The sequence below is a fragment of the Streptomyces sp. NPDC029014 genome (assembly GCF_055564695.1).
This window is the reverse complement of the sequence record NZ_JBVHVT010000014.1, coordinates 83157-106621: the sequence shown is the minus strand read 5'-3', so window position 1 is coordinate 106621 and position 23465 is coordinate 83157. Positions and strand designations below refer to the sequence as shown.

Sequence of the window (23465 nt, the reverse complement as noted above, 5' to 3'; positions counted from 1 at the left end):
GGGGCGGGGGCCGCTGCCCGGGAGCCGGACACAGGGGACCCCTCCGGAACCCGGGAGCCGGATAAGCCAGACATAGGGACGCGGGATCAGGAGCCGGCGTTCGCGACCCCGAACGGCACGTGGACGCTCGGGGCGCTGGACGCCGTTCCGCCGAGGTGGCCGACCTGGTCGTCGAAGAATATGTGCGGCCGGAGGGTGGCGATGACGGCCGATTTGTCGATGCCGCCGAGGAAGAAGGCGTCGTCGACCCGCAGTCCCCACTTCTTGAGGCTGCGCACGGCCCGTTCGTGGGCGGGTGCGTTGCGCGCGGTGACCAGGGAGACGCGGACCCGCGGCCGGTAGTCGGGCCGGTCGCGGTGGGCGTCCTCCTCCCGGCGCTGGATGCGGTTGATCCCGGCGAGGAAGTCCCGCAGCGGGCCCGGGTCGTGGGGCGTGGCCGCATTGAGCACCTCGTGCGCGCGGAACCCGTCGATGCCGTCGGCCTGGAAGACGCGCTCGGAGCTGTCGTCGGCGAGGACCCCGTCGAAGTCGAAGGCGATGCGCAGCTCCGGGTCGTCCGGGTCGTCGGCGCAGGCGGAGGCCAGGACGTGTCCGGCGGGGAGGCCGGCGGCGACGGCCTCGCGGACGTCCTGCGCGTTGGCGGACAGGAACAGGGACATGTTGAGGGCTGGCATGAAGCGGTGCGAGGAGCGGCCCGGGCGGAAGATCGCACGGGTGATGGGCAGGTCGTGCGCCTGGACCGACCGCATCACCCGCAGCCCGGTGTCGGGGTCGTTGCGGGAGAGGATGATCACCTCGACCAGCGGGTCCTCGGGCCGGGCGGCGAGGTCGTTCAGCGACAGCAGGCGGCGTATGAAGGGGAAGGCGACGCCCTTGACCAGGGTGTCCTCGCGGTGCTCCTCCTGGTAGGCGCGGTAGGCCTGTTCGCCCTGCTCGCGGAAGACGGTGTCGGATGCGCTCAGGTCGAACAGGGCGCTGGAGGCGATCCCGACGACCAGGCGCTGGGAAAGGTCGTACCTCATGCCCCTCCCCCGCCCTTGCCCTTGCCCTTGTCCTCTGTGGTGCTCATGCGCCGAGAACGATCCTCCCCGAACGGGAGTTCCCCTCCGCCCGAGGTCGCCCCGCGGGCCGGCGCCCCTCAGACCGGGATCGGGGTGAAGGTGTGGAGTTCGTCCGCGCCGGCGCGGACGACCCCGTACGCCCCCTCGGGGACCTCGTTCCAGGCTCCGGGGAGGTCGCCGAGCGGTTCCGACACCACCAGGCGGGTGTCGTCGGACACCTCCTGCAGGAGCTCCACCTCGGGGTGGAGGGCCCGCAGGGACTCCACCTTGGAGCTGTAGTACAGCGACCGGGCCTTGCCGCCGGAGGCGTAGCGGAACGCCCAGATCGCCGTGCCGTCCGTCACGGCGACGGTCATCTGCATGGGGGCGGCGATGCCGTGCTCGTGGCCGACGCGCTCCACCAGGCCGACCATCTTGGCCACCGCGCCGGGAGGGTCCTCCTCCAGGCCGAAGGTGAGGGCGAGGAAGAACATCATCTCCGAGTCCGTGGTCCCCTCCATGTCCAGGAAGAGCAGCGGGTCGACGGTCATGGCCAGGTCGCGGCGCATCCGGTGGAACTCGGCGATGGAGCCGTTGTGCATCCACATCCAGCGGTCGTGCCGGAAGGGGTGGCAGTTCGTCTGCTGCACCGCCGTGCCCGTCGAGGCCCTGATATGGGCGAAGAGCAGCGGGGACACGACGTGCCCGGCGATCTCCCGCAGGTTCCGGTTGTTCCAGGCGGGGCCGACGTCGCGCACGACCGCGGGGGTGCCGACGGTGCCTCCGTCCATGTACCAGCCGATGCCGAAGCCGTCCCCGTTGGTCGTCTCGACGCCCATGCGTGCGTGGAGGCTCTGGTCGATCAGGGAGTGCTTGGGTTTGTAGAGGATGGTGTCGAGGAGCATGGGACTACCCGAGTACGCGAGCCACCGGCACATGATCGATCACCCTTTCTCGTGGTCGTCGGTCCGATCATGCGGGCGGCGGTGACGCGGTGCATCACCCCCGCGGGGTGAGCGCGGGGAGCACTGCGCGGGCCCGGTTCCGACCTGGTCCCGGCCCCGGACCGGGCGCCGGTTCCCGCCCCGGTTCCGGCCCCGGGCGGCGCCCCTGCGGCGGGCGTGCCGGGCTGGGCGGGGCGCGCTGCCGGAGTCACCCCCGGCAGGTGATCCCCGGGCCCGGTGTGCGCGTTACGGTCGTGCCAAGGTGCCGACGCCCCCAGACGGCAGCTCGGCCCACGCCCCGCCCGTGACCGCGTCGCCGGGCCTTGCGACAGGAGCTGACGTGACCAAAGAGACCAACGACAAGCTGGAAGAGATCGGCCCCATCGACTACCTGGTCGTCGAGTTCCCCGGCAGTCACCTGACCGGTGAGGGAATGCCCCTGCTGGTCGATCTCGTCGAGCGCGGGATCATCCGCATCCTCGACCTGACCTTCTTCACGAAGCTGGAGGACGGCTCGGTGGAGGGCATCGCCCTGGCCGACGTGAACGGCGACGGGCAGCTGGACCTCACCCTCTTCGAGGGCGTGTCCTCGGGGTTGATCGGCGAGGACGACGTGGCCGAGGCCGGCTCCCTGCTCCAGCCCGGGGACTCCGCTGCCGTGCTCCTCTACGAGAACACCTGGGCCGGGCCGCTGGCCGCCGCCCTCCGCCGCGCCGACGCCCGCATGATCGCGAGCGGGCGCGTTCCGGTGCAGGACGTGATCGAGGCGCTGGACGCGCTCGACTCCGCGGCCTGAGGGCTCCCACCCCACCCACTCCCGACACCGACAGAGGCAGGACACCATGCCCGGACTCCTTCGCGGCGTCGCGCGCACCGCCGTCGTCGCCGGTACGGCCACCGCCGTCTCCAACCGTGTCTCGCGCCGCCAGGCCGGCCGCTGGGCCCAGCAGGACGCGGAGCAGGCCCAGGCCGCCTACGCGCAGCAGCAGGCCGCGGCGCCCCCGCCCCCGCCGCCGGCGGCCCCGCCCGCCGACGTCGGCATGGACGACAAGATCAGCCAGCTCAAGGAGCTCTCGACCCTCAAGGACCAGGGCGTCCTCACCGAGGAGGAGTTCGCCGCCCAGAAGGCGCGCATCCTGAGCTCCTGAGCCGTCGGGTTCCCGAGCCCCTGAGCGCCCGCCGCCGGAGGCGAGGTGAGCCGTGCCGGACACACCCCGCGGGGAGCGGGACCCCGACCCGCTGCGGGACCGCGTCCTGACGCGCTCGCTGCTGCGGTCGGCGGGCGCGGACCCGCACCACCTCCCCGAGTTCCTCGCCGCCTTCGCCGTACGGCACATGGGCCCGGTCGCGGCGCGCTCGGTCGCCCGGCTGCGTGCGGCGCAGCCCGACGCCGACCCCGCCGAGCTGCGGTCCCGGGTCACCACCCGCGGCAAGCGCCGGACCGTGTCCGAAGGGGCCTTCGTCGGCGGTCCGTTCATCGTCCTGATCCCGTTCGCCTTCTGCGTGGCCATCCTCAGCCAGGCGCGTACCTGCCTGGAGCTGGCCGCCCTCGACGGCCGCGACCCCACCGACCCGGAGCGGGCCGCCGAACTCCTCGTCCTGCAGGGCGTGTACGAGGACGTCGGCCGGGCCCGGACCGTGCTCGCGGAGGTCTACCTCCCCCAGGACGGCCCCGCGGGGTCCGGGCCGCCGCCGGGGCGCATGAGGGCCGTGCACCGGCTGGTGCTGCGGATGGCGCGGCTGCTCGGGCTGATCACACCGGGGGACGAGGTCCCGGGGCGGCTGCCGCGCCGGCTGGTGCAGACCGGGCGGTACGCACTGCTCGGCGCGGTGCTGCTGGTCGGCATGGTCGCCCCGCTGGTCTGGCTCCCGTACATGGCGCTGTCGTACGACCGGTCCACGGATCAGCTCCTGGCCCGGGCCACCGCGTTCTACTTCGGCGAACGGCCCGCCGCCCGGCCGCGGCGGGCTGCGCGGGTCGAACCCGAGATGGTGGCTTCCGCCCTCAGGGCCCTGCTCTCGGTGCTGGTCCCCCTCGGGTTCGTGATCGGAGTCCTGGCCGCCAACCTGCGGATCGCCGACCGCGGCTGGCCGGTGCTGGCGATCGCCCTGACCGTGGCGTCCATCGGGGTGGGCGCCGTCTGGCAGGGGCGCCGGCGGCACCGGGGCCCTGCCGGCTGACGCCGCTGCCGACACCGCACCGGCGGGTTCACGTGCGTCACGCTTTCACGCCAACTCCGTTGTGACCCTGCCGAGTTGCCGTGTCACTGGCCTATGTTCTGGGGACATGTCGGTTCGCCCCAGGAGGCCCGGTTGCAGTCCAGGCGCTTTCTCGCCCTCACCCGTGCGTTACGCCGCTCCCATCTGCTCATCGTCTTCGGCCTCGGCTCCCTGCTGGTCGGGCTGACCCCGTTGCTCGGAGTCGCGAGTCCGGCCCGCCCCTCGCCCAAGCCGGCACCCGTGCCCTTCGACCAGCAGACGGCGGTGGATTCACCGCACCACCCCGTCGCGCCCGCGAACGCGATGGAACCGGCGGCTCCCGTGCTCGACCGGACCGGCTGGACGGCCACGGCCAGCGATGAGGAGACCGTCGGGGAGAACGGCCGCGCGGCCAACGTCCTCGACGGCAACACCGCCACCTTCTGGCACAGCAAGTGGACCGGCACCCCGGCCCCGCTGCCGCACAGCATCACCATCGACATGCACCGCACGGCGGTCGTCTCCGCCCTCCTCTACCTGCCGCGCACCAACTCGTCCAACGGCCGCCCGGGCGAGTACAGCATCAGCCTGAGCGCGGACGGCCAGAACTGGGGCGGCCCGGTCGCCACCGGTACGCTCGCCGACGACGCCAGCGCGAAGACCCTCGGGTTCGCCCCGCAGGGGACCCGGTTCGTACGGCTGACGGGGCTCACCGAGGCCGGCGGCCGCGGCCCCTGGACCTCTGCCGCCGAGATCAACCTGCTGGGTGACCCCGGAACCCCGGCCGCCACCGTCGACCTGTCCCGCACCGGCTGGACGGCCACGGCCAGCGACGAGGAGACGACCGGGGAGAACGGCCGCGCCGGGAACGTCCTCGACGGCAACGACGCCACCCTCTGGCACAGCAAGTGGAGCGGCACCCCCACTCCGCTGCCGCACAGCATCACCATCGACATGCACCGCACGGCCGCCGTGTCGGCCCTCGTCTACCACGCCCGCTCCGACGGCCCCAACGGGCGCGCGGGCGCGTACACCGTCGCCACCAGCACCGACGGCGCCACCTTCGGCGCGCCCGTGGCCTCGGGCAGCTGGCGGGACGACGACACCGTCAAGACCGCCACCTTCACCCGTACCGAGAACGCCCGCTACGTACGCCTGACCGTGACGAGCGAGGCCGGCGGCCGCGGTCCGTGGACCTCGGCCGGCGAGATCCGCCTGAGCGGTCCGGCCGATGCGGCCGTCCACGGCTCCTGGGACCGGATCACCGGCTTCCCGCTGGTGCCCGTGGCCACCGCCGTCCTGCCCGGCGACAAGCTGCTGGCCTGGTCGGCGTACGCGGTCGACCGCTTCGGCGGCAGCAACGGCTACACCCAGACCGCGATCCTGGACCTGAAGACCGGCAAGGTCACCCAGCGGCGCATCGACAACACCGGCCACGACATGTTCTGCCCCGGCATAGCGATGCTCGCCGACGGCCGGGTGCTGGTCACCGGCGGCAGCAACGCGGAGAAGGCGAGCATCTACGATCCGGCCACCGACGCCTGGTCCGCGACCACCAGCATGAACATCGCCCGCGGCTACCAGGCGATGACGCTGCTCTCCACCGGCGAGGCCTTCGTCCTCGGCGGATCCTGGAGCGGAGCCGGCGGCGACAAGGCGGGCGAGGTCTGGTCGCCGGACACCCGCACCTGGCGCAAGCTGCCCGGCGTACCCGCCGCCCCGGCCCAGACGGCCGACCCGGCCGGCCCCTACCGGTCCGACAACCACATGTGGCTGCACGCCACTTCGGGCGGCAAGGTCCTCCAGCTGGGGCCCAGCAAGCAGATGAACTGGATCTCGACCGGCGGCAGCGGCAGCATCAGCGCGGCCGGCACCCGGGCCGACAGCCCGGACGCCATGACCGGCAACGCCGTCGCCTACGACATCGGCAAGCTCCTCACCCTCGGCGGCTCACCCGCGTACGAGAGGACCCCCGCCACCCGGCTCGCGTACACCGTGGACATCGCGGGCGACCAGGTCCGGGCGGCCCGCACGGGCGACATGGAGCACGCCCGCGGCTTCAGCAACAGCGTCGTCCTGCCCGACGGCAAGGTGGCCGTCTTCGGCGGGCAGGCGTACCCGGTGCCGTTCAGCGACGCCACCTCCGTCCTGACCCCCGAGCTGTGGGACCCGGCCACCGGCACCTTCACCCCGCTCGCCACCATGGCCATCCCGCGCAACTACCACAGCGTGGCCAACCTGCTGCCCGACGGGCGGATCTTCTCCGGCGGCGGCGGGCTGTGCGGGGACTGCGCCACCAACCACGCCGACGGGGCCGTGTTCACGCCCCCGTACCTGCTGGCCGCGGACGGTACGCCGAAGCCGCGGCCCGTCATCACCGGCGGGGTGCCTCCGCGGGCCGCGCCCGGCGCCTCGCTCTCGGTGAGCACCCAGGGCCAGGTGGCGTCGTTCGTCCTCATGCGGTCCGCGGCCGCGACCCACTCCACCGACAACGACCAACGGCGGGTGCCGCTGGCCGCCACGGCCGCGGGCAACGGGACGTACACGGTGTCGATCCCCTCCGACACGGGGGTGGTCCTGCCGGGCACCTACATGCTCTTCGCCCTCGACGCCCAGGGGGTGCCGAGCATCGCCAAGTTCGTGACCGTCGCCTGACGTTCGTCCGAGAAACGCCTGACGGACGCACCCCCGCCCCCGATGCACGACCGGCAACGGTCGGGGACGGGGTGCGTACGTGACGGTCGGCGGGGGCGGTCGGCGGCCCGCCGAACGCGGGTTCTTGTTACGGTGCCGGGATGCGCGCACCCATCGGACCCTTCGAGGACGCCCGGCCGGCACCGGAGTGCCTCGCCGAACTGACCGCCCCGGTCGCGGAGGCGATCCGCCACTGGCAGGGCGGGACGCCCGCCGACCGGATCGTGTACGTGGACACAGACCCGGCGATCGCCGACACCGCGGCCTTCGTCGAGCACTACGGACGGGACCTGCTCGGGCACTCCGCGAACTGCGTGGTCGTCGCCGCCCGGCGGGGCGGCGAAACCAGCCTCGCCGCCTGCCTGGTGCCGTCCGCGGGCCGGGTCGACGTCAACGGCGTCGTGCGGCGCCGGCTCGGAGCCCGCAAGGCGTCGTTCGCGCCGATGGACACGGCCGTCGCGGCGACGGGCATGGAGTACGGCGGGATCACCCCGGTCGGACTGCCCGCCGACTGGCCCCTGCTGGTGGACGCCTCGATCGCGGCGATGCCGTACGTACTCGTCGGCAGCGGCCGGCGGCGCGGCAAGCTCATCGCCCCCGGATCCCTCTTCGGGCTGCTCCCCGGTGCCGAGCTGATCGAGGGCCTCGCCGTCTGAACGACGCGCAGGCGTGCACTTCCGGCGCAGAGTGCGTGCGCTGACGGGCAACGCCGCGGCGGCGGTCCGGCCTAGTGTGGCGGCGGAGCGGCGCCGGCGCGGGGCCGCCACCGCACCAGCCGAGAGGATCCCCATGAACCGGCCTTCCCCCACCGCCGTCGAGCGGGTCGACCACGGGCACCGCTACGACATCCTGGTCGGCGCGGAGCACGCCGGCCGCACCGAGTACCGCGACCACGGCGTCCAGCGGGTCTTCCACCACACGGAGGTCGACGCGGCCTTCGCCGGGCAGGGGCTGGCACCGCTGCTGGTCGGGGAGGCCCTGGCCGACGTGCGCCGGTCCGGGATGCGGATCGTGCCCGTCTGCCCTTACGTGGCCGCGTACCTGGAGCGGCACCGGGAGTTCGACGACATCACCGACCCGGTCACCCCGGAGGTCCTGCGCTGGCTCGACGCGGAGCTGGCCTGAACGGCGCGGCCCGTGCGGCCGCCGTGCCCGTCGATGCCCGTCGGGCTACCGGTGCCGGCTCAGGAGACCGCGTACCACTGGCTGCCCCAGCCGGTGTTGATGGTGCTGGTGGACTGTTCGGCCAGGTTCACCTTGGCGGGCAGGGAGGTCTGGCCGGTCAGCAGGGTGCTGTAGCGCAGCAGCGGCGGGTTGAGACCGGCGTTGACGGAGATCCCGGCGCCCGTGGCCTTGAGGGTGAGGAGGTTGGTGGCCCAGGTGCCGTTGAGCAGCAGGGCGACGAAGTAGGTTCCCGGTTCGGCCGTGAACGGCTTGGCCAGGGGAAACGGTTTGGCGATCGCGTCGGTCATCAGCTGCGGCGAGACGTCCGCGGTGGCCGCCCGCAGGGTGCCGGAGGCGTCGTACACGCCGAGGTAGCAGTCGGCCAGTTGGGCCTGCGGGTCGATCCCGGCCAGCCCCAGCCAGATGTTCGACCAGGTGATCCGCTCGTGCAGGACGATGCGGACCAGGGTGACCCGGCCGCCGACCCCGGCCGCGGACTGCGCGGTGACGTGGCCCGCGTCGTTGGGGTCTCCGGTCCAGGCGAGGAGGTTCTGGTCCTGGGGCAGCGGTGCCTGGACCGCGCGGGGCCCCGGGGAGGCGGGCTGCGCCGAAGTGCTGGTGGTCGGGCGGCTGTCGGCGGGCGTGCTGGTGCAGCCGCTGAGGACGAAGAGCGCGGTGAGCGCGGCGCAGAGGCCGGCGAGGGTACGGGTGTGCATGGTCTCCCCTGGGTTCGGACGACCGAGTGTACGAGCGGTCGCACCACCCGAACCACCGTTCCCCCCTTCCCCCGTGCGGGTGGGCCGGCTCAACCGGTCGGCCGGTGCCGGCGCCGCCAGAACGGGGTGTCCCAGCGCCGTTCCCGCCCGTACTGCACGGCCCGCGCGCGCAGGTGCTCCTCGTGGAGCGCGGTGATGCGCCGCGCGTAGGCGGGCAGTGCGCCGCCGTCCCCGGCGTGGTCGGCCAGGACCGCCCGCGCACCCTCCATCCCGGTGGCCAGGGCCATGACGATGCCGCGGGCCGCGAGGGGGTCGGTGGTGGTGGCGGCGTCCCCGACCGCCGCCCAGCCGGGGCCGGCGGCGGGGCGGGTGCGGGAGGCTCCCGCAGCCGTCACCTCCAACAGCGGGGGCGGCTCCCGCCAGGGGGCGAGGCAGTCCCCGACGTGGCCGGTGGCCCGGGCCCGGGCCCACCACGTGTCCCGGTGGTGCAGGCGGGTGCCGGCGACGAGGTCGGCGTCCGTCATGGCCATCAGCACCCGCCCGCCGTCCGGCAGCGGGGCCGTGTACCACCAGCCCCACGGCGTGGCCTCCACCAGCGAGGTCTGCTCCGGCTCGGCCTCGGCCCGGGAGCCGCCGGCCGGCGGGGCCAGGATCCCGGCGACCGCGGTCAACCGGTCGGAGCGGGCGGGGGCCGCGCCGAGGCGCCGGGCCAGCCGGGCCGGTCGGCCCGTGGCGTCGACGAGGTAGCGGGCCGCGAACGTGCGGGCCGCAGCTCCCGTACCGATCGTGGCTGTGGTGCCTGTGGTGTGAGTGGTGGGGGCGGTCGTGAGGCGCCAGTGGTCCGGACGGCGCTCGACCTCCCGGATCCGCCCGGTCCTGCGGACCGCTCCGGCCGCCTCGGCCGCCTCCAGCAGGGCCGTGTCGAACCGTGCCCGGTCCAACTGCCGGCCCGGGCCGTAGGGCCCGAACACGGAGCTCACCTCCACGGGCCCGTCCCCGCCCCACACGGCCCGTCCCCCGTAGCAGGGTGCGTGTGCGTCGAGGTCGACCCGCCCGAGCACGCCCAGGCCCTCCAGCAGCGGACCCGCCGCCGCAGCGAGGCTCTCCCCGATCCGCGGGCGGCCCGGTGCGGCGGGAGCGACCAGCACGACGTCCGCACCGGCCCGTACGAGGGCCAGCGCGGCCGCGCAGCCGGCCGGGCCGCAGCCGGCGATCAGCACGTCGCAGCGGACGTCGACGTCGCAACGGCACGGTTCCGCCGTCCCGTTCACCGCACGGCTCCCGGCCGGGCCCGGTCCGGCCCTACTCGGGCTCGGGGGCGGAACGTTCGGTCTCGACCATGGCCTCGGTACCGTCCGGGCCGGGGACGATGAAGCCGAGGGTGCTCCAGTGGTCCACCATCTCGTTCATGCCGAGTTCGGCGTCCTTGCCGTCGCCGATGCCCCGGTCCCATTCCCGGAACGCCCCGGCCGCGCCGTGCAGGAGCGCGTCGAGTTCCGTCTCGGGCAGCACTTCGTCCGGGCGGGCGGCCGGCCACCAGTAGTTCTGGCACAGGTAGAAGTCGGCCTGCCACGGCACGGCCATGTACTTGGTGACGTCTCCGGCGACCAGGTCCTCGCGCAGCCTGAACGGCGCGGACCAGGTGGCCGGATCGTCGGCGATGAAGGTCATCTCGATGCCGGGGAAGAACCCGCCGCCTCCGGCCGGCTCCAGCGCGGCGCGTACCAGGGCGTGCGGCTGTTCCGCGGGCGGCAGCGCCTCCACGGGGACGGGCGCCGGGGGCCCTCCGGTCCAGTCGGCCGCGAAATCACCGGCGGCCCAGCGGCGCATCCGCTCGTACGGGCCCGGGAGCAGGGTGAGCCAGGTCCGCGGCTCGTCGTCCGCCAGGTCGCCGTCCGCCGCGAGGATCGGCATGAAGCCGCTGTTCGCCTGGGCGACGTCCATCGCCCCGGGGGTGCGCAGCCTGCGGAAGACGGCGCGGCGGAAGCCCTTGTCGGCCTCCGCGGCGGAGGCCAGCCGGGCGAGGCGGTCGGGCGCGAGGAAGTTTCCCCTCCGGTCTCCGTGCCGCCGGCGGGCCGTCTGGTTGACCCAGGCGAGTGCGATCGGCCGGGCCAGCAGGGGATGGACGTCGCGGGTGAAGGAGACCTCCGGGGGTACGGGCAGCATGCCCGACGCGCGGGCGGTCTCCAGGGCCACGTCGTAGAGGGTGATCAGGCTCTCGGTCTGCGCGGCGAAGTCGGCCGGGGCCACGATGCACCAGGCCGGGGCCACCGGTACCTTCCGGCCGTCCGGCCCGAGGGCCACGGTCGCACGGACCGGGCCGTCGGAGACGTCGTCGCACCAGAAGTCGTTGTTGGCGTAGTCGTGGACGGGGTTGGCGGGCGCGGCCGAGAACGACGTTCCGAAGCCGCCGAGGACGATGAGCCGGCCGGCCGCGTCCGTTCGCAGTTCGCCCAGCGGTACGGGCCTGCCGAGGAAGGTGCCGGTGTCGAAGCGGGCGCCCGAGCCGTCCCGGGAGGGGCCGGTCACGGTGCGGGGGCCCGGCCGGACCACCAGGCGGGCGCGGGCCGCGCCGTCGGCGGGGTCGATGTGCAGGTTGCGGCGGTGGGTGTCGGAGGTGGACTGCCCGAAGCGGCCGGCGAACCTGAACCAGGCGCCCTTGGCGTTGGCCAGTTCGGCCGTCCAGGTGATCCGGGCCTCGGCCGCGGTGAGTTCGCCGAGGACGGCCCCGGCCCGGTCGTAGGCGTACACCCGGAACCGGGCGGCCTGGCGTTTGATCCGGCCGGCGGGGTCCCGGAAACCGCCGTCGGGGGTGGGCCGGACGCCCGGGGATTCCGGGCCGATGAAGAAGGCGTCGGGGCTGTCGCCGACACGGGCGATGCCGATCGACGGGTGGATCTCGCAGTGGGCGATGTCGTCGAGTCGCACGGCTCCTCCCGGGTGGAGGCGCAGCGGTTGCGTGGTGACGGTGTCGATGACGAGCGCGGGCGACGGCGTCAGTGGTGATCGTGGTGTCCGCCGCTGCCCGAGGCCAGTTCTCCCTCCTCGAGGTAGAACTCCCGCTTCACCGTGAACCGCAGGTCGATGGCGTCGGGCGCGGCCACTCCGCCGTCCAGGAGCTTCGCCGCCACCTGCTGGCCCTCGACCAGACGGTCAGCAGCGGTGTCGTCCCTGCCGGGGATGGCGAGCCGCGGGCCCTTCGCCAGGAGTGCATCGGTGAGCGACACACCGGAGACGCTCCGGATGTTGCCCACCTGGAGGTGGCTCTCGAAGTCGGGCGGTGTCACGACCCGGTGCGCCAGGAACACCTCACCGGCCCTGCCGAAGGCGAGGTAGGTGAGCGCCGGCGGACGGGGGTCCTGCTCGTCCAGGTGCCGGAAGTGGACCACGCGCCGGACCTCGACCCGTACGGGGTCGACGATCTCCACGCCGCCCCGCTCGAAGTGCCCCCGGAACAACGTCCCGTTGAACGAGGTCAGCGCGGGCTGCCCTGCGGGCGTGACCAGGTCGGAGATGCGGAACGGCTCGGGATCGAGCGTGTAGAGGTCCGTACCCGTCTCGCGGCGGTCCTCCACGTACACCTTCTGTGCGTTGCCCGCGTCGTTGTCCAGGGTCACTTCGAGGAGCACCTGGAACGCGTGAACGGGCATGGCGAACATGAGCAGGTGGGACAGGTAGATCGTCTCCTCGCCCATGACCGCCATTCCGTGGCCTGCCTTGGGTTCGACCGGCATCGTCCTCATCTCCAGCATGCGCCCAGCTGTCGTACCTCGTACCAGCTGTGGGAGGGATGCACCTACGTCACTTCCGAGGCTGGCACACGGATCCGTTGATCGCCATCGCGGGGGCGGGCCGGTGAGGTGGTGGCGCTGGGAGACCCGGGGTGGGGGCCGGACGGGGAGCGGCCTACGATCCCGTCGTCGGTCGGGTGATCATGGGAGCGGGGGCGCACATGGGAACGGTGGGGGCTCTGGAGAAGCTGGCACCGGTGGTGCTGGCATTCGGCTGCGGGGTCGTCCTCGCCCGCCGGAAGGTGATTCCGGCGGAGAGTTCCAAGGTCTTCGCCGATTACGCGTTCCTCTTCGCCGTCCCGTGCTTCCTGTTCGGCAACATCTACCGCAGCGACCTGGCGGCCCTGTTCCACTGGCGGGCCGTCACCGCCTACGCGGCCGCCGCCGCCACCGCGGCCGTGCTGACCGGCGTCCTGGCCGGGACGCTCGGCGGTGTCCGGGACCCGCGCGGTGTCGCACTGCGCATCATGGCCGCCGTGCAGGTCAACACGGCCTATTTCGCCGTGCCGGTGTTCATCATGCTGTTCGGGGACGCGGCGCCGATCTTCCCGGTGCTGCTGTTCCAGGTGTGCGTGCTGTCCCTGGTCATCATCGCCGTCATGGAGTGGGGGCGGCCGGACCGGACCGGCAGCCCGGTCCGGCGGCTCGGATCGGCCGTCGGGGCCTCGCTGCTGACGCCGGTGGTGGTCGCCTGCAACGCGGGCATCGCGCTCAACCTGCTGTCCCTTCCGGTGCCCGGGGTCGTGCTCGACGGCTTCGCGTTCGTCGGTGACAGCGCTTCGCCCGTGGCGTTGTTCGCCCTCGGGCTGCACCTCGGGGGGAGCGGGCTGGAGGTTCGCGGCACCACGCTGGAGGAGGTGTGGATCATCGCCGTCAAGTGCGTGGCCCTCCCCCTGATCACCTTCGCCGTGTGCCGCTACGGCTTCGGGCTGGAGGGCGAGCGGCTGAGCCAGCTCGTCCTGATCGCTGCGATGCCCGCACCGCAGAACCTGTTCGTCTACGCCCAGCGCTACGACGTCGGCGTCGACGTCGCCGCCGCGCTCGTCGTGAAGAGTTCGGTCGTCGCGCTGTTGCTGCTCCCGTTGTGGACCCAGTGGGCCGTGTGACGGCGACCGGTGTGACCTGCGACGGGACCGTGACGAGACCGTCGCAGGATCCGTGGTACATGTTCATGCCATGAAGAAGATCACCCGCAGACAGGCCCTGGGCACCGCTGCCGGCGCAGCGACCGCCCTCGGTCTGACCGGCCTCGTCGCGTGCGACGCGGCCAAGCCCTCGTCGGCCCCCGATGCGAAGGCACAGCCCGGTGTGAGCGCCTCGGGCCTGTCCATACCCGCCAACGGCATCGACGAGGTGTTCGAGGGGCGCCGGATCCAGATCTCCCTCGCCAAGGGCGGCGGCGGGCACGAGGGGCACGGGCTGCCCGCCTGGCCCACCATCAAGATCGACGGCAACGAGCTGCACGTCATGCGCAACGCCGACGGCACCTGGGTCAGCGTCATCAACCACTACGAGACCTTCCCGGACCCCGTCGCGGCCGCCCGCGCCGCCGTCCGCACCCTCCAGGGGGGCCACCTCGCCCCCTTCGCCCCCGAGGGAGCCGCGCAGTGACCGTCCGCAAGAGCCAGGCCACGCTCACCTCCGACGAGAAGCGCGCCTTCACCAACGCCCTCCTCGAACTCAAGCGCACCGGGGTCTACGACCGGTTCGTCGCCACGCACAACGCCTTCCTCAGGACCGACTCCGACTTCGGCGACCGGGTCGGCCACCGCTGCCCGTCCTTCCTGCCGTGGCACCGGCGCTTCCTGCTGGACTTCGAGGCCGAGCTGCAGAAGGTGGACCCGAAGGTCTCCCTCCCGTACTGGGACTGGACCGTGGACCGCACCCCCGCCTCCTCGCTGTGGGGCCCGGACTTCCTCGGCGGCACCGGCCGGCCGCTGGACGGGCAGGTGCTCGACGGCCCGTTCGCCCACTCCGGGCGCCGGTGGAACATCACGGTGGGCGTCGACCGGCATGCGTTCCTGCGGCGTTCGCTCGGCGCGGGCGGGGCCCAGCTGCCGACGAAGGCCGAGGTGAACGCCGTGCTGGACATGCCCGAGTACGACACCGCCCCCTGGAACAGCTCCTCGGGCGGCTTCCGCAACCACCTGGAGGGGTGGCGGGGCGCCGGCCTGCACAACCGGGTCCACGTGTGGGTCGGCGGGCACATGGGCACCGCGGCCTCCCCCAACGACCCGGTGTTCTGGATGCACCACGCCTTCGTCGACATGCTCTGGGCCGAGTGGCAGCGGCGCCACCCGAAGTCCGCCTACCTGCCGGCCGCCGCCACGCCGAACGTGGTGGACCTCCGGCGCCCGATGCGGCCCTGGAACAACGTGACCCCGGCCGACATGCTGGACCACCGCAAGTTCTACACCTTCGACACCGAGGGAGCCGCGCCGGGGCGGCCCTAGCCGCCGGCCGGAGCCGCCCGCCGCGGGATCACGGCGGTGTGTGCCGCCACGCCCCCGGGTGGGCGCGCCGGGGCGGGCTGCCCAGGCGGTGGGCGAAGTACGGTTCCTGGGCGACGGCGGCCCCCGTCGCCATGCTCACGGTGATCCCGACGCACAGCACGATCAGCCACGACAGCAGCACGAACACCGGGCCGGTCGAACCGTACGCCTCCAGCGCCCGGTTGAGGGCGTGCGGCATGTAGAAGCCGGCGGTGAAGGACAGCCCGGTGACCGTGACCGCGGTGAGCACCGCGCCGGGCAACAGCGCCCGCGGCGCCAGCCGACCGCCGAGCAGCAGGTCCTGGGTCCACCACCAGGCGGCCGTCTGCAGGGCCAGGGCGAGGGGGATGCCGAGCCACAGGCCGACCCCGAAGCCCTGGCGCACCGGGCCCTGGACGACCAGCAGCACCGTCCAGACCACGATCCAGGCCACCCAGCGCCAGACCGAGATCCGGGCCTCGGTGCGCGGGATCTCCCAGGCGCGTTTGCACAGCCGCTGCATGGCCCGGCTCACGGCCGTCGCGGACACCAGGACCATCAGGCCGCCGACGAGCCCGATCGCGCTGCGGAAGTCCTCGTACTCGCCCCCGGAGTTCTTCCCGAGGAGGTCGCCCACCTGTGCGGCGGCCGGCCCGGTCAGCCCGAAGGTGGTCCGCACGGAGTCCACCAGCTGCTCGCTCACGCCGTCCGGGGCGAACGAGGCGATGACGAACAGCAGGGGCACGGCGGTCAGGAAGACCTGGGCGGCGAGGCGGGTGGCGGAGTCGAAGACGTTCACCGCGATCAGCCGCTCGATGACGTGGGTGATCACCGGGAACCGGGTCTCGGCCCGCTCCTGCTGCCCCTTGGCGACCGTGACCAGCTTCCGGGACCGGGCACGCCACCAGGCACGCCACCGGGACCGGCGCCCGGCGCCGCGGGCGGAGGGGGTTCTGCGGCCGCGCATGGGGCCCAATCTCGCACTCCCGGACCGCGGGAGCCGGGACCCGCGCGTACGCGGTCGGCAGGATCCCCCGTCGGACCCAGACCCGCCGCGGCGACGGGCCGGGGGCCGCGGTCACCGCGTCCCCTCCCGGAGTACCCGCTCGACCAGCTCCTCCAGGGCTTCGCTGGTGTCCGGGTCGGCGCGTTCCACCGTACGGCCGTCCGCGGTCACGGTGTACCGGTAGCCGTCGGGGACCCCGGCCGGGATCCCGGGTCCCGCCTCGGCGAGGACCCGGCGGGCGAGGCGTTCCAGTGCGGCCGCGTCAGGCCGGCCGGCCGTGTCCAGGACGGCCCGACGCGTGAGGCCGGCGAATCCCCCGCTGCGCGTCACCTCGATGCGCACGGCACCGGCGACGAGGCGGAGCGGGGCGCGGCCGTGCCACGGGGTGGCGGGGCACCCTCAGCCTCAGCCATTGCCGTTGCCCCCGTTGCCGTCGACGCCGACCTCCGCCCAGGCCTTGATGACCGCCTCGTACTCCGTTCCCCGCCCGTAGCGCCGTTCCGTCGCCGCGACCGTCGCCCGGGCGAAGTCCTGGAAGTCGGCGCGCGGCGTCAGCTCCCCGGAGGTGAGGGTGTCGAACCAGATCTGGCCCGGCCGCTCCCAGGCGAAGCCGCCGATCCGGGACGCGACCAGGTAGAACGCCCGGTTCGGGATACCGGAGTTGATGTGGACACCGCCGTTGTCGAGGTCCGTTTCGACGTAGCGGTCCATGTTGTCCGGCTGGGGGTCCCGGCCGCCGAGCAGCCGGTCGTCGTACGCCGTGCCGGGCGCCTTCATCGACCGTAGTGCCTGGCCGCGCACGGTGGGCGTGAACAGTCCGGCGCCGATCAGCCAGTCGGCCTCCTCCGCCGTCTGGCGGCGGGCGTACTGCTTGACCAGGCTCCCGAAGACGTCCGACACCGATTCGTTGAGTGCGCCGGACTGGTCCTCGTACACGAGGTCGCAGGTGAACTGTGTGATGCCGTGGGTGAGTTCGTGGGCGATGACGTCCACGGAGATGGTGAAGTCGTTGAAGACGATGCCGTCGCCGTCACCGAAGATCATCTGGCGGCCGTTCCAGACGGCGTTGTTGTACTTCCGTCGGTAGTGGACCGTCGCGTCGAGCGGAAGGTTCCGGTCGTCGATCGAGTGGCGGCCGTAGACCTCCTCGAAGAAGGCGAAGGTGAGGCCGAGGCCGTCGTAGGCGCGGTTGACCGTGCCGTCGACGACGGGGTCGGCGCCCTCGGGCCGGACGGCGTCACCGGGGACCTCGCGGCTCTCGTGGGTGTCGAACACCGTCCGCTCCAGGACGCCCGCGGCTACGGGGGCGCGCGGCACCTCCCTCGGCGCGGCGGCCCGGGCCTCACGCAGCCGGGCGTCGACCTCGAGCGTCTTCTCGGCGGCTTCGCGGATCCGCGGGTCGTCCGCCTCGGCGAGCTTCTCGAGGATGTAGGGGGGCAGGACGGCGCACTGGCAGGTGCCGGACGCGGACGGGCGGTGCGCACCGTCGCCGGCGGGGTGGTGAGTGGGATGCACACTGCGAAGGTTCCCGCCGGCGGCCCGCGCGGGCCCGGTGCCGCCCGCGGATCTCACCCGCCGAACCGTTCCGGCTGGTCCGAACAGCCTCGCGCGTCACACCCACACGGCGGTGCGCGGCCGGATGCACCCCCTCCTCCCGTCGCCCGCCCGCCCTGCCCCAGGGGCCGACGGGTCAACTCCTGTGCCTGGTCGGACGCTTGAGAAGCCTCACCTATCATGTGTTCGATTCCGGGCCCCTGTGTGCGATTCCGCGCCGGAGTCCGGGGCGGAACCACGGAGAAGGGCAACGGGGACTTGGGATTCACATCCAGAAAACGGGCGTCGGTGGTCGCGGTGTGTGCTGCCGCCGCGATCGTCGGCGGGCTGCAGACGTCGTACAGCGCCTTCGGCACCGAGGACACCGGCGACGGGCCGGTGGCGGCCACCGCCACCCCGGACACACCGGCGCCGGAGGGTGCGCCGGCGGAGGCACCCGACGTCCACGCGGAGGACTCCGCCGCCTCCGCGAGTGACCACACCGCGTTCAGGAACGGTGTCATGGCGCTCGGCGCCGGCCAGCCGCAGTCCGCGGCCGCGTCGCGGGCGGCCGCCGGGGTGGTCGCGGCCGCGCCCCAGGGCGAGGGGTGGAAGATCTACGACGCGTCCAAGTGGCTGCCGACCGGCTACACGATCAAGTTCTACGACCAGAAGTCCGCGGACTGGCTCGCTCCTTACGTGAAGGCGTCGGCGGCGGACCTCCAGCGCATCACGAACCTGCCCGTCACCGTGGACACCCGCCCGGTGGGCTGGGACTACGCCAGGCCCAAGGGCGAGGTCGTCATGGGCGTGCTGCACCGGCCGTGCCTGCCGCCCGCGGGCGAGGGCAGCATGGGCAGCACGGGGTGGAAGGTGGTCCGGGACGGGTCCGGGAGCGCCAACCTGAGCTGCGGCTTCACGAACTCGTCCGTGCCGGACACCGTGACGAGCGGACACTCCTACATCGACGACGAGTTCTTCACCCCGCAGGGCAAGCCCACGGCCGCCATGGGCGAGACGTACATGAAGAACCACATCAGCCACGAGCTCGGCCACGCCCTGGGGCTCGCCCACGCGAACCGCAGTCTGACCAAGGGCGACTGCGTCAAGGGCACCGACTCCGGCCAGTTCCCGGTGATGTGCTCACCCACGTACGCCTACCAGGACAAGCGGGCCGGCACGTACGTCCAGCAGTTCGACGTGCAGGGCCTGCGCCGGCTCGCCGCCGGCGGCGGGGCCGCGCTGGCCCCGCAGGGCAAGGTGACCGGCCTGGGCGGCAAGTGCCTGGACGCCAAGGGCGGCAAGGCCGACAACGGCACCCAGATCCAGCTGTACACCTGCAACGGCACCGTGGCGCAGTCCTGGATCCTCTACAAGGACGGCACCTTCCGGGCGCTGGGCAAGTGCCTGGACAACTCGCGCAACGCGAACACCAACGGCAACAAGATCCAGCTCTGGGACTGTAACGGCTCGGCCGCCCAGCGCTGGTCGGTCAACGCCGAGGGCCAGATCGTGAACGCCGGAACGGGCAAGGTGCTCGACGTGAAGGGCGGCTCGACCGCCAACAGCACTCCGGTCCAGCTGTACGCGGCCGGCACCGACAAGCGGCAGGTCTGGGTGGCTCCCAAGTAGGGGCACCCGACCGGGTCGGCGGGCCCGCTCCGGCGCACGGGGCGGACCCGCCGGCCACCGCACCGTCCGGCGGGTGCGCGCACCGCACGCCGCGATGGACCACCATGGTGTCCATGTCCGACCGATTCACCACCCGGGTGCTCGACCTGGCCACCGGCCGTTCCGAGACCGTCACCGACCTCACCCTCCACTGCGAGCGGTTCCTGTCCGAAGCCGCGGCCGGCCGCGACGGGCTGCTCAACGTCTTCGTGCCCCACGCCACCGCGGGCATCGCCGTCATCGAGACCGGCGCCGGCAGCGATGACGACCTGCTGGCCGCACTGCGCACCCTGCTGCCCGCGGACGACCGCTGGCAGCACCGGCACGGCTCCCCCGGCCACGGCCGCGACCACGTCCTGCCCGCCTTCGTTCCGCCGCACGCGACCCTGCCGGTCGTGGGCGGCCGCCTCCAGCTCGGGACCTGGCAGTCCGTCTGCCTGGTCGACACCAACAAGGACAACGCCGACCGGCAGGTCCGGCTGTCGTTCCTCGGATAGCTGTCGTCCCTCGGATAGCCGCCCGAGGCCGGACGGTCGGGCCATCGGGCCGTCAGGTCGATTCCGGCTGCGCGAGGACCGGGCCGGGCGGCCGGCGGCGGTAGACGACGAACCGGCTGGTGATGAACGCCACGACCGAGGCGATGACGATGAGCGGCACCTGGTTGTGCGCGTCGGGGCCGAGCAGCAGCGCCCCGAGCACCGCGCTGGTCAGCGGCAGCCCGCTGACCACCGCGGTCGCGGCGGCGATGCCGACGCCGAGCGCCGGGGCGGCGCCGAAGCCCGGCAGCCCGGAGCATGCGATGGCCAGCGCGGCGCCCATCAGCACGGCGGGGAAGATCGGACCACCGCGCAGGGCGCCGAGGCAGATGCCCCAGGCCAGGCCCTTGAAGAGGACCAGGGCGAGCAGTGCGCCCACGGGCCAGGAGGCGTAGTCCGCGGCGAGTTCGCCCAGGGTGATCTGCCCGGAGAGCGCCACTTCCTCCGGGGAGCGGCCGGTGGTCAGCGCGTAGGCGGTGAAGCAGATCCCGACGGCGAAGGCGGCCAGGACGGTCTTCCGCGCCGTGTGCTGCTTGGTCCAGGCGAGGACGGGCCGGCCGAACTCGTGCGCGACGGTGACCACCAGGGCGACGGCGATCGCGACGGGGATGCCCCACAGGAAGTCCCCGGCGTCGGGGTGGGCGTCGGGCGGCACCTGCGGCAGGGTCAGGCCGCCGGTGGGCAGGCCGGTCCATGCGCCGAGGCTGGTGAAGACGACGGCGCCGACGGCACTGGCCACGAGGCAGGGCAGCAGCAGGACGACGAGCTGGGGCCCGGCCAGTCCGGCCGCCTCGACGACCATCAGCGCGGCGACGATCGGCCCGCCGAGGATGGTGGAGATGGCGGCGGTCGACCCGGTGGTGGCGACGATCGCCTGGATCTTCGGTTCCACCGGGCGCTTCGCGGCGTGCAGCCACAGCAGGGCGAGGCCGCTGCCGAGGGCCATCAGGGGAGCCTCGGGGCCCAGGGCTGCGCCGAGCGGGAGGACGGTGAGGGCCGAGAGCACGACGCCGGGCAGTTCCCGGGGGCCCAGGGGCGCCCCGCGGAGGCCGTTGACCGGCACGTGGCCGCCGGTGCCCGGCATCCGGGTGATGATCGGGGCCGCGATCAGACCGGCCAGCAGCAGGGTGGGCAGGGGCCACCACCAGGGCGCCCGGCCGAGGCCGAGGGTCTGCGGAAGGGACTGCCACAGGAGGTGCTGCAGGTAGTGCTGGAAGCTGACGAAGAAGAAGCACGCAGCCGCGACGGGGACGCCGATGAGGACGGACAGCAGCATCAGCCGGGCGTAGCCGCGGCTGAGCATGATGGCGCGCAGGACGGGCTCGGCGTCGGCGGGCGACACGTGGGGGTCGGCCTGGAGGCCGGGCGCGGTCGCGACCGACGGCGGGGGCGGGGGCTGCGCCGAGGGCGGGGGCGCCGGGTGGTCGGACGGTGTCATGGCCGCTCCCGGGCATCGGTGAGGAAGTCCGCGAGGGGGCGGAGGGCGGTGGATACGTCTGCGGTGTCGTCACCCTGCATGTGTGCCTCCTGGTGGCCCTGCTCCACAGGCAATCCCGGTCGGGCGGCGGCGGCGAGGCGGGACGCGCCGAACGGGTGATGCGGCCGCGGGGTCCTGACGCGGCCTCACACCCCGCCCGCCCGTCGAACGGAACGCCGAAGAGCGCCGCGCGCCTGGTCCGATCCGCAGGTGGGGTGCCGCATGATGCGGGCATGAACACGCCACCGGGCAGCCCGCAGTACCAGCCGTACCCGCCGCAGTACCCGCACCCCCAGCAAGCCCCGCCGCAACCGTACGCCCAGCAGCCGTACGGCCAGACCCCGTACGGCCAGACCCCGTTCGGCCAGGCTGCCTACCCCCAGGCTCCGCATCCCCAGGCCCCGTACGGCCACGCGCACGGGCCGCAGCAGCACGCCGCCCCCTACGGTCAGCAGCCCCCGTACGGGCAACAGCTCCCCTACGCGCAGCACCAGCCGTACGGGCAGGCGTCGCGGCCGCGCGTGCCGGGCCCCGCCGGGGACGCGCGGCGCGGGCTCGCCGCCACGCTGGACGTCGTCGTCGCCGCGGGCGTCCCGTACCTGATGGCGCGGGGCCACGAGGGCCGGCCGATGACCGCCCTCGCGGCGCTGCTCGGCATGTCCTTCGTCAACCAGGTGCTGCTGACGTTCCTGTTCCGGGCGACCGTGGGCAAGCTGATCACCGGGATCCGGGTGATCCGCGCCTCCGACGGCGGGCGCCCCGGGTTCTGGCGCACGGTGTACCGCTGGCTGTGCGGCCTGTGCTGGCTGCCGCTCCAGCCGTACTACTGGGTGCGGGCGTTCTTCCGCGGCATGTTCGGCGGCGGTGACGCCCGGGGCACCGTCACGGACAACGACGACGGCGAGATGTACCACGCCGACCTGGCCGGGCTCCGGTACGCCCGCCGCCGGGACCTCATGGCCTGACGGGTCCTCGTCGGGCCGGCCGGGCAACCACCCGCCGGGCCGGCCGGAGCGTTGCGCCGGCCCGACCGTACGCGTACACCCGGCCCGACCCGGGGGCCGCGGGAGGGGTGTGGTCAGACCGCCTCGCGTTCCTTGCCGAGCTGCGCCGTACCGGAGTGGTGCTCCTCACCGCCTGCGGGGACGAAGACGATGCGGGCACCGGAACGCAGCGGGGTCTCCCAGGCGCTCTCCACGTCGGCCAGCGGTACGGGGACGATCTCGCTGGTCGGCTCCAGGGACGGCAGCCGGGCGAGCAGTTCGCGCAGGCAGGCGCTGCGGCGTGCGGCCGAGATGGATCCCAGCCCGCTGCCGCAGATGTCCACGTCGGCCTTGCGCAGCCAGGCGGACGGCAGCGTCATGTCGGGGCCGGCGGCGGAGCCGACCTGAACCCACCGCAGGGTGCGGGTCAGCTCGGAGCGGTGGCGCAGGATGCCGTCGAGCGCCAGTTCCGCGGGCCTGCCCCACAGGTAGTCGAGCACGATGTCGGTGTCGGCGGCCGCGGCACCGAAGGCGTCGGCGACCTGCTCGTCGGAGTCCTCCAGCAGGACCGTGCGGGCGGCGCCCAGCGCGGTCGCGGCTTCCAGGGCCAGCGGGTCACGGCCGGCCGCCACGACCTGTTCCGCGCCCTGGTCGAGGGCGAGTCGGACGGCGGCCCGCCCGGCGTTCCCGGTGGCGCCGAGGACGAGCACCGACTCCCCGCCCCGCAGCCGGCCCCGCTCGCGCAGCGCGATCCAGGCGGACGAGGCGGGGTTCATGGTGGCGGCGACCACGGCCGGATCGAGGCCCTCCGGTACGGGCAGGAGCGAGGCGGAGGGGACGGCGACGCGTTCGGCCATCGTCCCGCGGGGCGGCTCCAGCGCCGGGACGTAGACGAGTGCACCCTCGGCGGTCCGGCCGACGCCGTCGAAGCCGGGCACCAGCGGCAGCGCGTCACCGCCGGTGTAGTGGCCGCCCGAGGCGAACGAGCGCACCAGCGGGTACAGGGCGGCCGCCAGCATGTCGACGACGACCTCGCCGGCCGCGGGGGCGGGCTCGGGCACGGATTCGTAGCGGGGCGGCTGACCCAGGGCGTGGACCACGGCTGCGTACATCGGCTGGCCCCCAAAACGGGTGGAGAGGCGGTATCGGATCGGTACGGTCCGATTGTGGCGGCTCCGGGCGGTACGCGGCGGCTGCGCCACGCGGGCGGCGCGACTGCCCGCCCTCCCGACCGACCACC

The 23465-nt window shown here is 73.5% G+C and carries 23 protein-coding genes; 12 read left to right on the top strand and 11 right to left on the bottom strand.

What is annotated here, in order from left to right:
• Window positions 1–86 precede the first annotated feature (86 nt).
• Window positions 87–1022, bottom strand: coding sequence for a 5'-nucleotidase (locus ACZ4VL_RS10480; protein WP_468198155.1), 936 nt, complete (start codon window positions 1020–1022; stop codon window positions 87–89).
• 116 nt (window positions 1023–1138) lie between these two features.
• On the bottom strand, window positions 1139–1978 hold the full coding sequence (locus tag ACZ4VL_RS10475) for a class II glutamine amidotransferase (protein WP_468198153.1): 840 nt from the start codon (window positions 1976–1978) through the stop codon (window positions 1139–1141).
• A gap of 346 nt (window positions 1979–2324) precedes the next feature.
• Here ACZ4VL_RS10475 and ACZ4VL_RS10470 point away from each other — a divergent pair, with 346 nt between their 5' ends.
• The 6 genes from ACZ4VL_RS10470 to ACZ4VL_RS10445 all read left to right on the top strand — a co-directional run bounded on the left by ACZ4VL_RS10470 (window position 2325) and on the right by ACZ4VL_RS10445 (window position 8002).
• A complete protein-coding gene (locus ACZ4VL_RS10470; protein WP_468198151.1) occupies window positions 2325–2780 on the top strand; it encodes a DUF6325 family protein in 456 nt (151 codons plus the stop codon).
• A 46-nt stretch (window positions 2781–2826) separates the two neighbouring features.
• Window positions 2827–3132: an SHOCT domain-containing protein gene (locus ACZ4VL_RS10465; RefSeq protein ID WP_468198149.1), complete on the top strand. Its 306-nt coding sequence runs from the start codon at window positions 2827–2829 to the stop codon at window positions 3130–3132.
• Between the two features lie 52 nt (window positions 3133–3184).
• Window positions 3185–4165 (top strand): hypothetical protein, encoded by a 981-nt coding sequence (locus ACZ4VL_RS10460; protein WP_468198147.1) that lies wholly within the window; start codon window positions 3185–3187, stop codon window positions 4163–4165.
• Window positions 4166–4297: 132 nt separating this feature from the next.
• Window positions 4298–6838 (top strand): discoidin domain-containing protein, encoded by a 2541-nt coding sequence (locus tag ACZ4VL_RS10455; RefSeq protein ID WP_468198145.1) that lies wholly within the window; start codon window positions 4298–4300, stop codon window positions 6836–6838.
• 140 nt (window positions 6839–6978) lie between these two features.
• Window positions 6979–7533 carry a YbaK/EbsC family protein gene (locus ACZ4VL_RS10450; protein ID WP_468198143.1) on the top strand — a complete coding sequence of 185 codons (555 nt, stop codon included), beginning with the start codon at window positions 6979–6981 and terminating at the stop codon, window positions 7531–7533.
• Window positions 7534–7666: 133 nt separating this feature from the next.
• Window positions 7667–8002 carry a GNAT family N-acetyltransferase gene (locus ACZ4VL_RS10445; protein WP_468198140.1) on the top strand — a complete coding sequence of 112 codons (336 nt, stop codon included), beginning with the start codon at window positions 7667–7669 and terminating at the stop codon, window positions 8000–8002.
• A gap of 59 nt (window positions 8003–8061) precedes the next feature.
• On the opposite strand, the gene ACZ4VL_RS10440 is transcribed toward ACZ4VL_RS10445, so the two are convergent.
• The 4 genes from ACZ4VL_RS10440 to ACZ4VL_RS10425 form a co-directional block, all read right to left on the bottom strand.
• Window positions 8062–8757: a hypothetical protein gene (locus ACZ4VL_RS10440; RefSeq protein WP_468198138.1), complete on the bottom strand. Its 696-nt coding sequence runs from the start codon at window positions 8755–8757 to the stop codon at window positions 8062–8064.
• An 89-nt stretch (window positions 8758–8846) separates the two neighbouring features.
• Window positions 8847–10028, bottom strand: a complete 1182-nt coding sequence (locus ACZ4VL_RS10435) for an NAD(P)/FAD-dependent oxidoreductase (RefSeq protein WP_468198137.1) — start codon at window positions 10026–10028, stop codon at window positions 8847–8849.
• Between the two features lie 31 nt (window positions 10029–10059).
• Window positions 10060–11685 (bottom strand): LodA/GoxA family CTQ-dependent oxidase, encoded by a 1626-nt coding sequence (locus ACZ4VL_RS10430; protein ID WP_468198135.1) that lies wholly within the window; start codon window positions 11683–11685, stop codon window positions 10060–10062.
• A gap of 68 nt (window positions 11686–11753) precedes the next feature.
• A complete protein-coding gene (locus ACZ4VL_RS10425) occupies window positions 11754–12509 on the bottom strand; it encodes a hypothetical protein (protein ID WP_468198133.1) in 756 nt (251 codons plus the stop codon).
• A 200-nt stretch (window positions 12510–12709) separates the two neighbouring features.
• Between ACZ4VL_RS10425 and ACZ4VL_RS10420 the strand changes: the two genes are divergently transcribed.
• The 3 genes from ACZ4VL_RS10420 to melC2 all read left to right on the top strand — a co-directional run bounded on the left by ACZ4VL_RS10420 (window position 12710) and on the right by melC2 (window position 15001).
• Window positions 12710–13654 carry an AEC family transporter gene (locus tag ACZ4VL_RS10420; protein ID WP_468198130.1) on the top strand — a complete coding sequence of 315 codons (945 nt, stop codon included), beginning with the start codon at window positions 12710–12712 and terminating at the stop codon, window positions 13652–13654.
• A 70-nt stretch (window positions 13655–13724) separates the two neighbouring features.
• Window positions 13725–14159: an apotyrosinase chaperone MelC1 gene (melC1, locus tag ACZ4VL_RS10415; RefSeq protein WP_468198128.1), complete on the top strand. Its 435-nt coding sequence runs from the start codon at window positions 13725–13727 to the stop codon at window positions 14157–14159.
• Window positions 14156–15001, top strand: a complete 846-nt coding sequence (melC2, locus tag ACZ4VL_RS10410) for a tyrosinase MelC2 (protein ID WP_468198126.1) — start codon at window positions 14156–14158, stop codon at window positions 14999–15001. The genes melC1 and melC2 overlap by 4 nt, the downstream gene beginning before the upstream one ends.
• Window positions 15002–15029: 28 nt before the next feature.
• Here melC2 and ACZ4VL_RS10405 read toward each other — a convergent pair whose 3' ends face one another.
• The 3 genes from ACZ4VL_RS10405 to ACZ4VL_RS10395 all read right to left on the bottom strand — a co-directional run bounded on the left by ACZ4VL_RS10405 (window position 15030) and on the right by ACZ4VL_RS10395 (window position 17540).
• Window positions 15030–15986, bottom strand: coding sequence for a YhjD/YihY/BrkB family envelope integrity protein (locus ACZ4VL_RS10405; RefSeq protein WP_468198124.1), 957 nt, complete (start codon window positions 15984–15986; stop codon window positions 15030–15032).
• A gap of 111 nt (window positions 15987–16097) precedes the next feature.
• A complete protein-coding gene (locus ACZ4VL_RS10400) occupies window positions 16098–16367 on the bottom strand; it encodes a protealysin inhibitor emfourin (protein WP_468198121.1) in 270 nt (89 codons plus the stop codon).
• Between the two features lie 63 nt (window positions 16368–16430).
• A complete protein-coding gene (locus ACZ4VL_RS10395) occupies window positions 16431–17540 on the bottom strand; it encodes a M4 family metallopeptidase (RefSeq protein ID WP_468198119.1) in 1110 nt (369 codons plus the stop codon).
• A gap of 297 nt (window positions 17541–17837) precedes the next feature.
• Between ACZ4VL_RS10395 and ACZ4VL_RS10390 the strand changes: the two genes are divergently transcribed.
• Together ACZ4VL_RS10390 and ACZ4VL_RS10385 are read left to right on the top strand one after the other, a co-directional pair.
• Entirely contained in the window at window positions 17838–19190 is a 1353-nt protein-coding gene (locus ACZ4VL_RS10390) for a ricin-type beta-trefoil lectin domain protein (protein WP_468198116.1), read from the top strand.
• A 113-nt stretch (window positions 19191–19303) separates the two neighbouring features.
• Window positions 19304–19726, top strand: a complete 423-nt coding sequence (locus tag ACZ4VL_RS10385; RefSeq protein WP_468198114.1) for a YjbQ family protein — start codon at window positions 19304–19306, stop codon at window positions 19724–19726.
• A gap of 52 nt (window positions 19727–19778) precedes the next feature.
• On the opposite strand, the gene ACZ4VL_RS10380 is transcribed toward ACZ4VL_RS10385, so the two are convergent.
• Window positions 19779–21203, bottom strand: a complete 1425-nt coding sequence (locus tag ACZ4VL_RS10380) for a chloride channel protein (protein ID WP_468198111.1) — start codon at window positions 21201–21203, stop codon at window positions 19779–19781.
• 272 nt (window positions 21204–21475) lie between these two features.
• On the opposite strand from ACZ4VL_RS10380, the gene ACZ4VL_RS10375 reads away from it, so the two are divergent.
• On the top strand, window positions 21476–22207 hold the full coding sequence (locus ACZ4VL_RS10375) for an RDD family protein (protein WP_468198109.1): 732 nt from the start codon (window positions 21476–21478) through the stop codon (window positions 22205–22207).
• Window positions 22208–22320: 113 nt separating this feature from the next.
• Here ACZ4VL_RS10375 and ACZ4VL_RS10370 read toward each other — a convergent pair whose 3' ends face one another.
• Complete coding sequence (locus tag ACZ4VL_RS10370) at window positions 22321–23337, bottom strand: quinone oxidoreductase family protein (RefSeq protein ID WP_468198107.1); 1017 nt, start codon at window positions 23335–23337, stop codon at window positions 22321–22323.
• Window positions 23338–23465 lie beyond the last annotated feature (128 nt).

Coding starts and splice junctions, on each gene's coding strand:
- ACZ4VL_RS10480 (WP_468198155.1), bottom strand. CDS start 1,022: ATGAGGTACGACCTTTCCCAGCGCCTGGTCGTCGGGATCGCCTCCAGC.
- ACZ4VL_RS10475 (WP_468198153.1), bottom strand. CDS start 1,978: ATGTGCCGGTGGCTCGCGTACTCGGGTAGTCCCATGCTCCTCGACACC.
- ACZ4VL_RS10465 (WP_468198149.1), top strand. CDS start 2,827: ATGCCCGGACTCCTTCGCGGCGTCGCGCGCACCGCCGTCGTCGCCGGT.
- ACZ4VL_RS10450 (WP_468198143.1), top strand. CDS start 6,979: ATGCGCGCACCCATCGGACCCTTCGAGGACGCCCGGCCGGCACCGGAG.
- ACZ4VL_RS10445 (WP_468198140.1), top strand. CDS start 7,667: ATGAACCGGCCTTCCCCCACCGCCGTCGAGCGGGTCGACCACGGGCAC.
- ACZ4VL_RS10440 (WP_468198138.1), bottom strand. CDS start 8,757: ATGCACACCCGTACCCTCGCCGGCCTCTGCGCCGCGCTCACCGCGCTC.
- ACZ4VL_RS10425 (WP_468198133.1), bottom strand. CDS start 12,509: ATGCTGGAGATGAGGACGATGCCGGTCGAACCCAAGGCAGGCCACGGA.
- ACZ4VL_RS10420 (WP_468198130.1), top strand. CDS start 12,710: ATGGGAACGGTGGGGGCTCTGGAGAAGCTGGCACCGGTGGTGCTGGCA.
- melC1 (WP_468198128.1), top strand. CDS start 13,725: ATGAAGAAGATCACCCGCAGACAGGCCCTGGGCACCGCTGCCGGCGCA.
- ACZ4VL_RS10405 (WP_468198124.1), bottom strand. CDS start 15,986: ATGCGCGGCCGCAGAACCCCCTCCGCCCGCGGCGCCGGGCGCCGGTCC.
- ACZ4VL_RS10385 (WP_468198114.1), top strand. CDS start 19,304: ATGTCCGACCGATTCACCACCCGGGTGCTCGACCTGGCCACCGGCCGT.
- ACZ4VL_RS10380 (WP_468198111.1), bottom strand. CDS start 21,203: ATGACACCGTCCGACCACCCGGCGCCCCCGCCCTCGGCGCAGCCCCCG.
- ACZ4VL_RS10375 (WP_468198109.1), top strand. CDS start 21,476: ATGAACACGCCACCGGGCAGCCCGCAGTACCAGCCGTACCCGCCGCAG.
- ACZ4VL_RS10370 (WP_468198107.1), bottom strand. CDS start 23,337: ATGTACGCAGCCGTGGTCCACGCCCTGGGTCAGCCGCCCCGCTACGAA.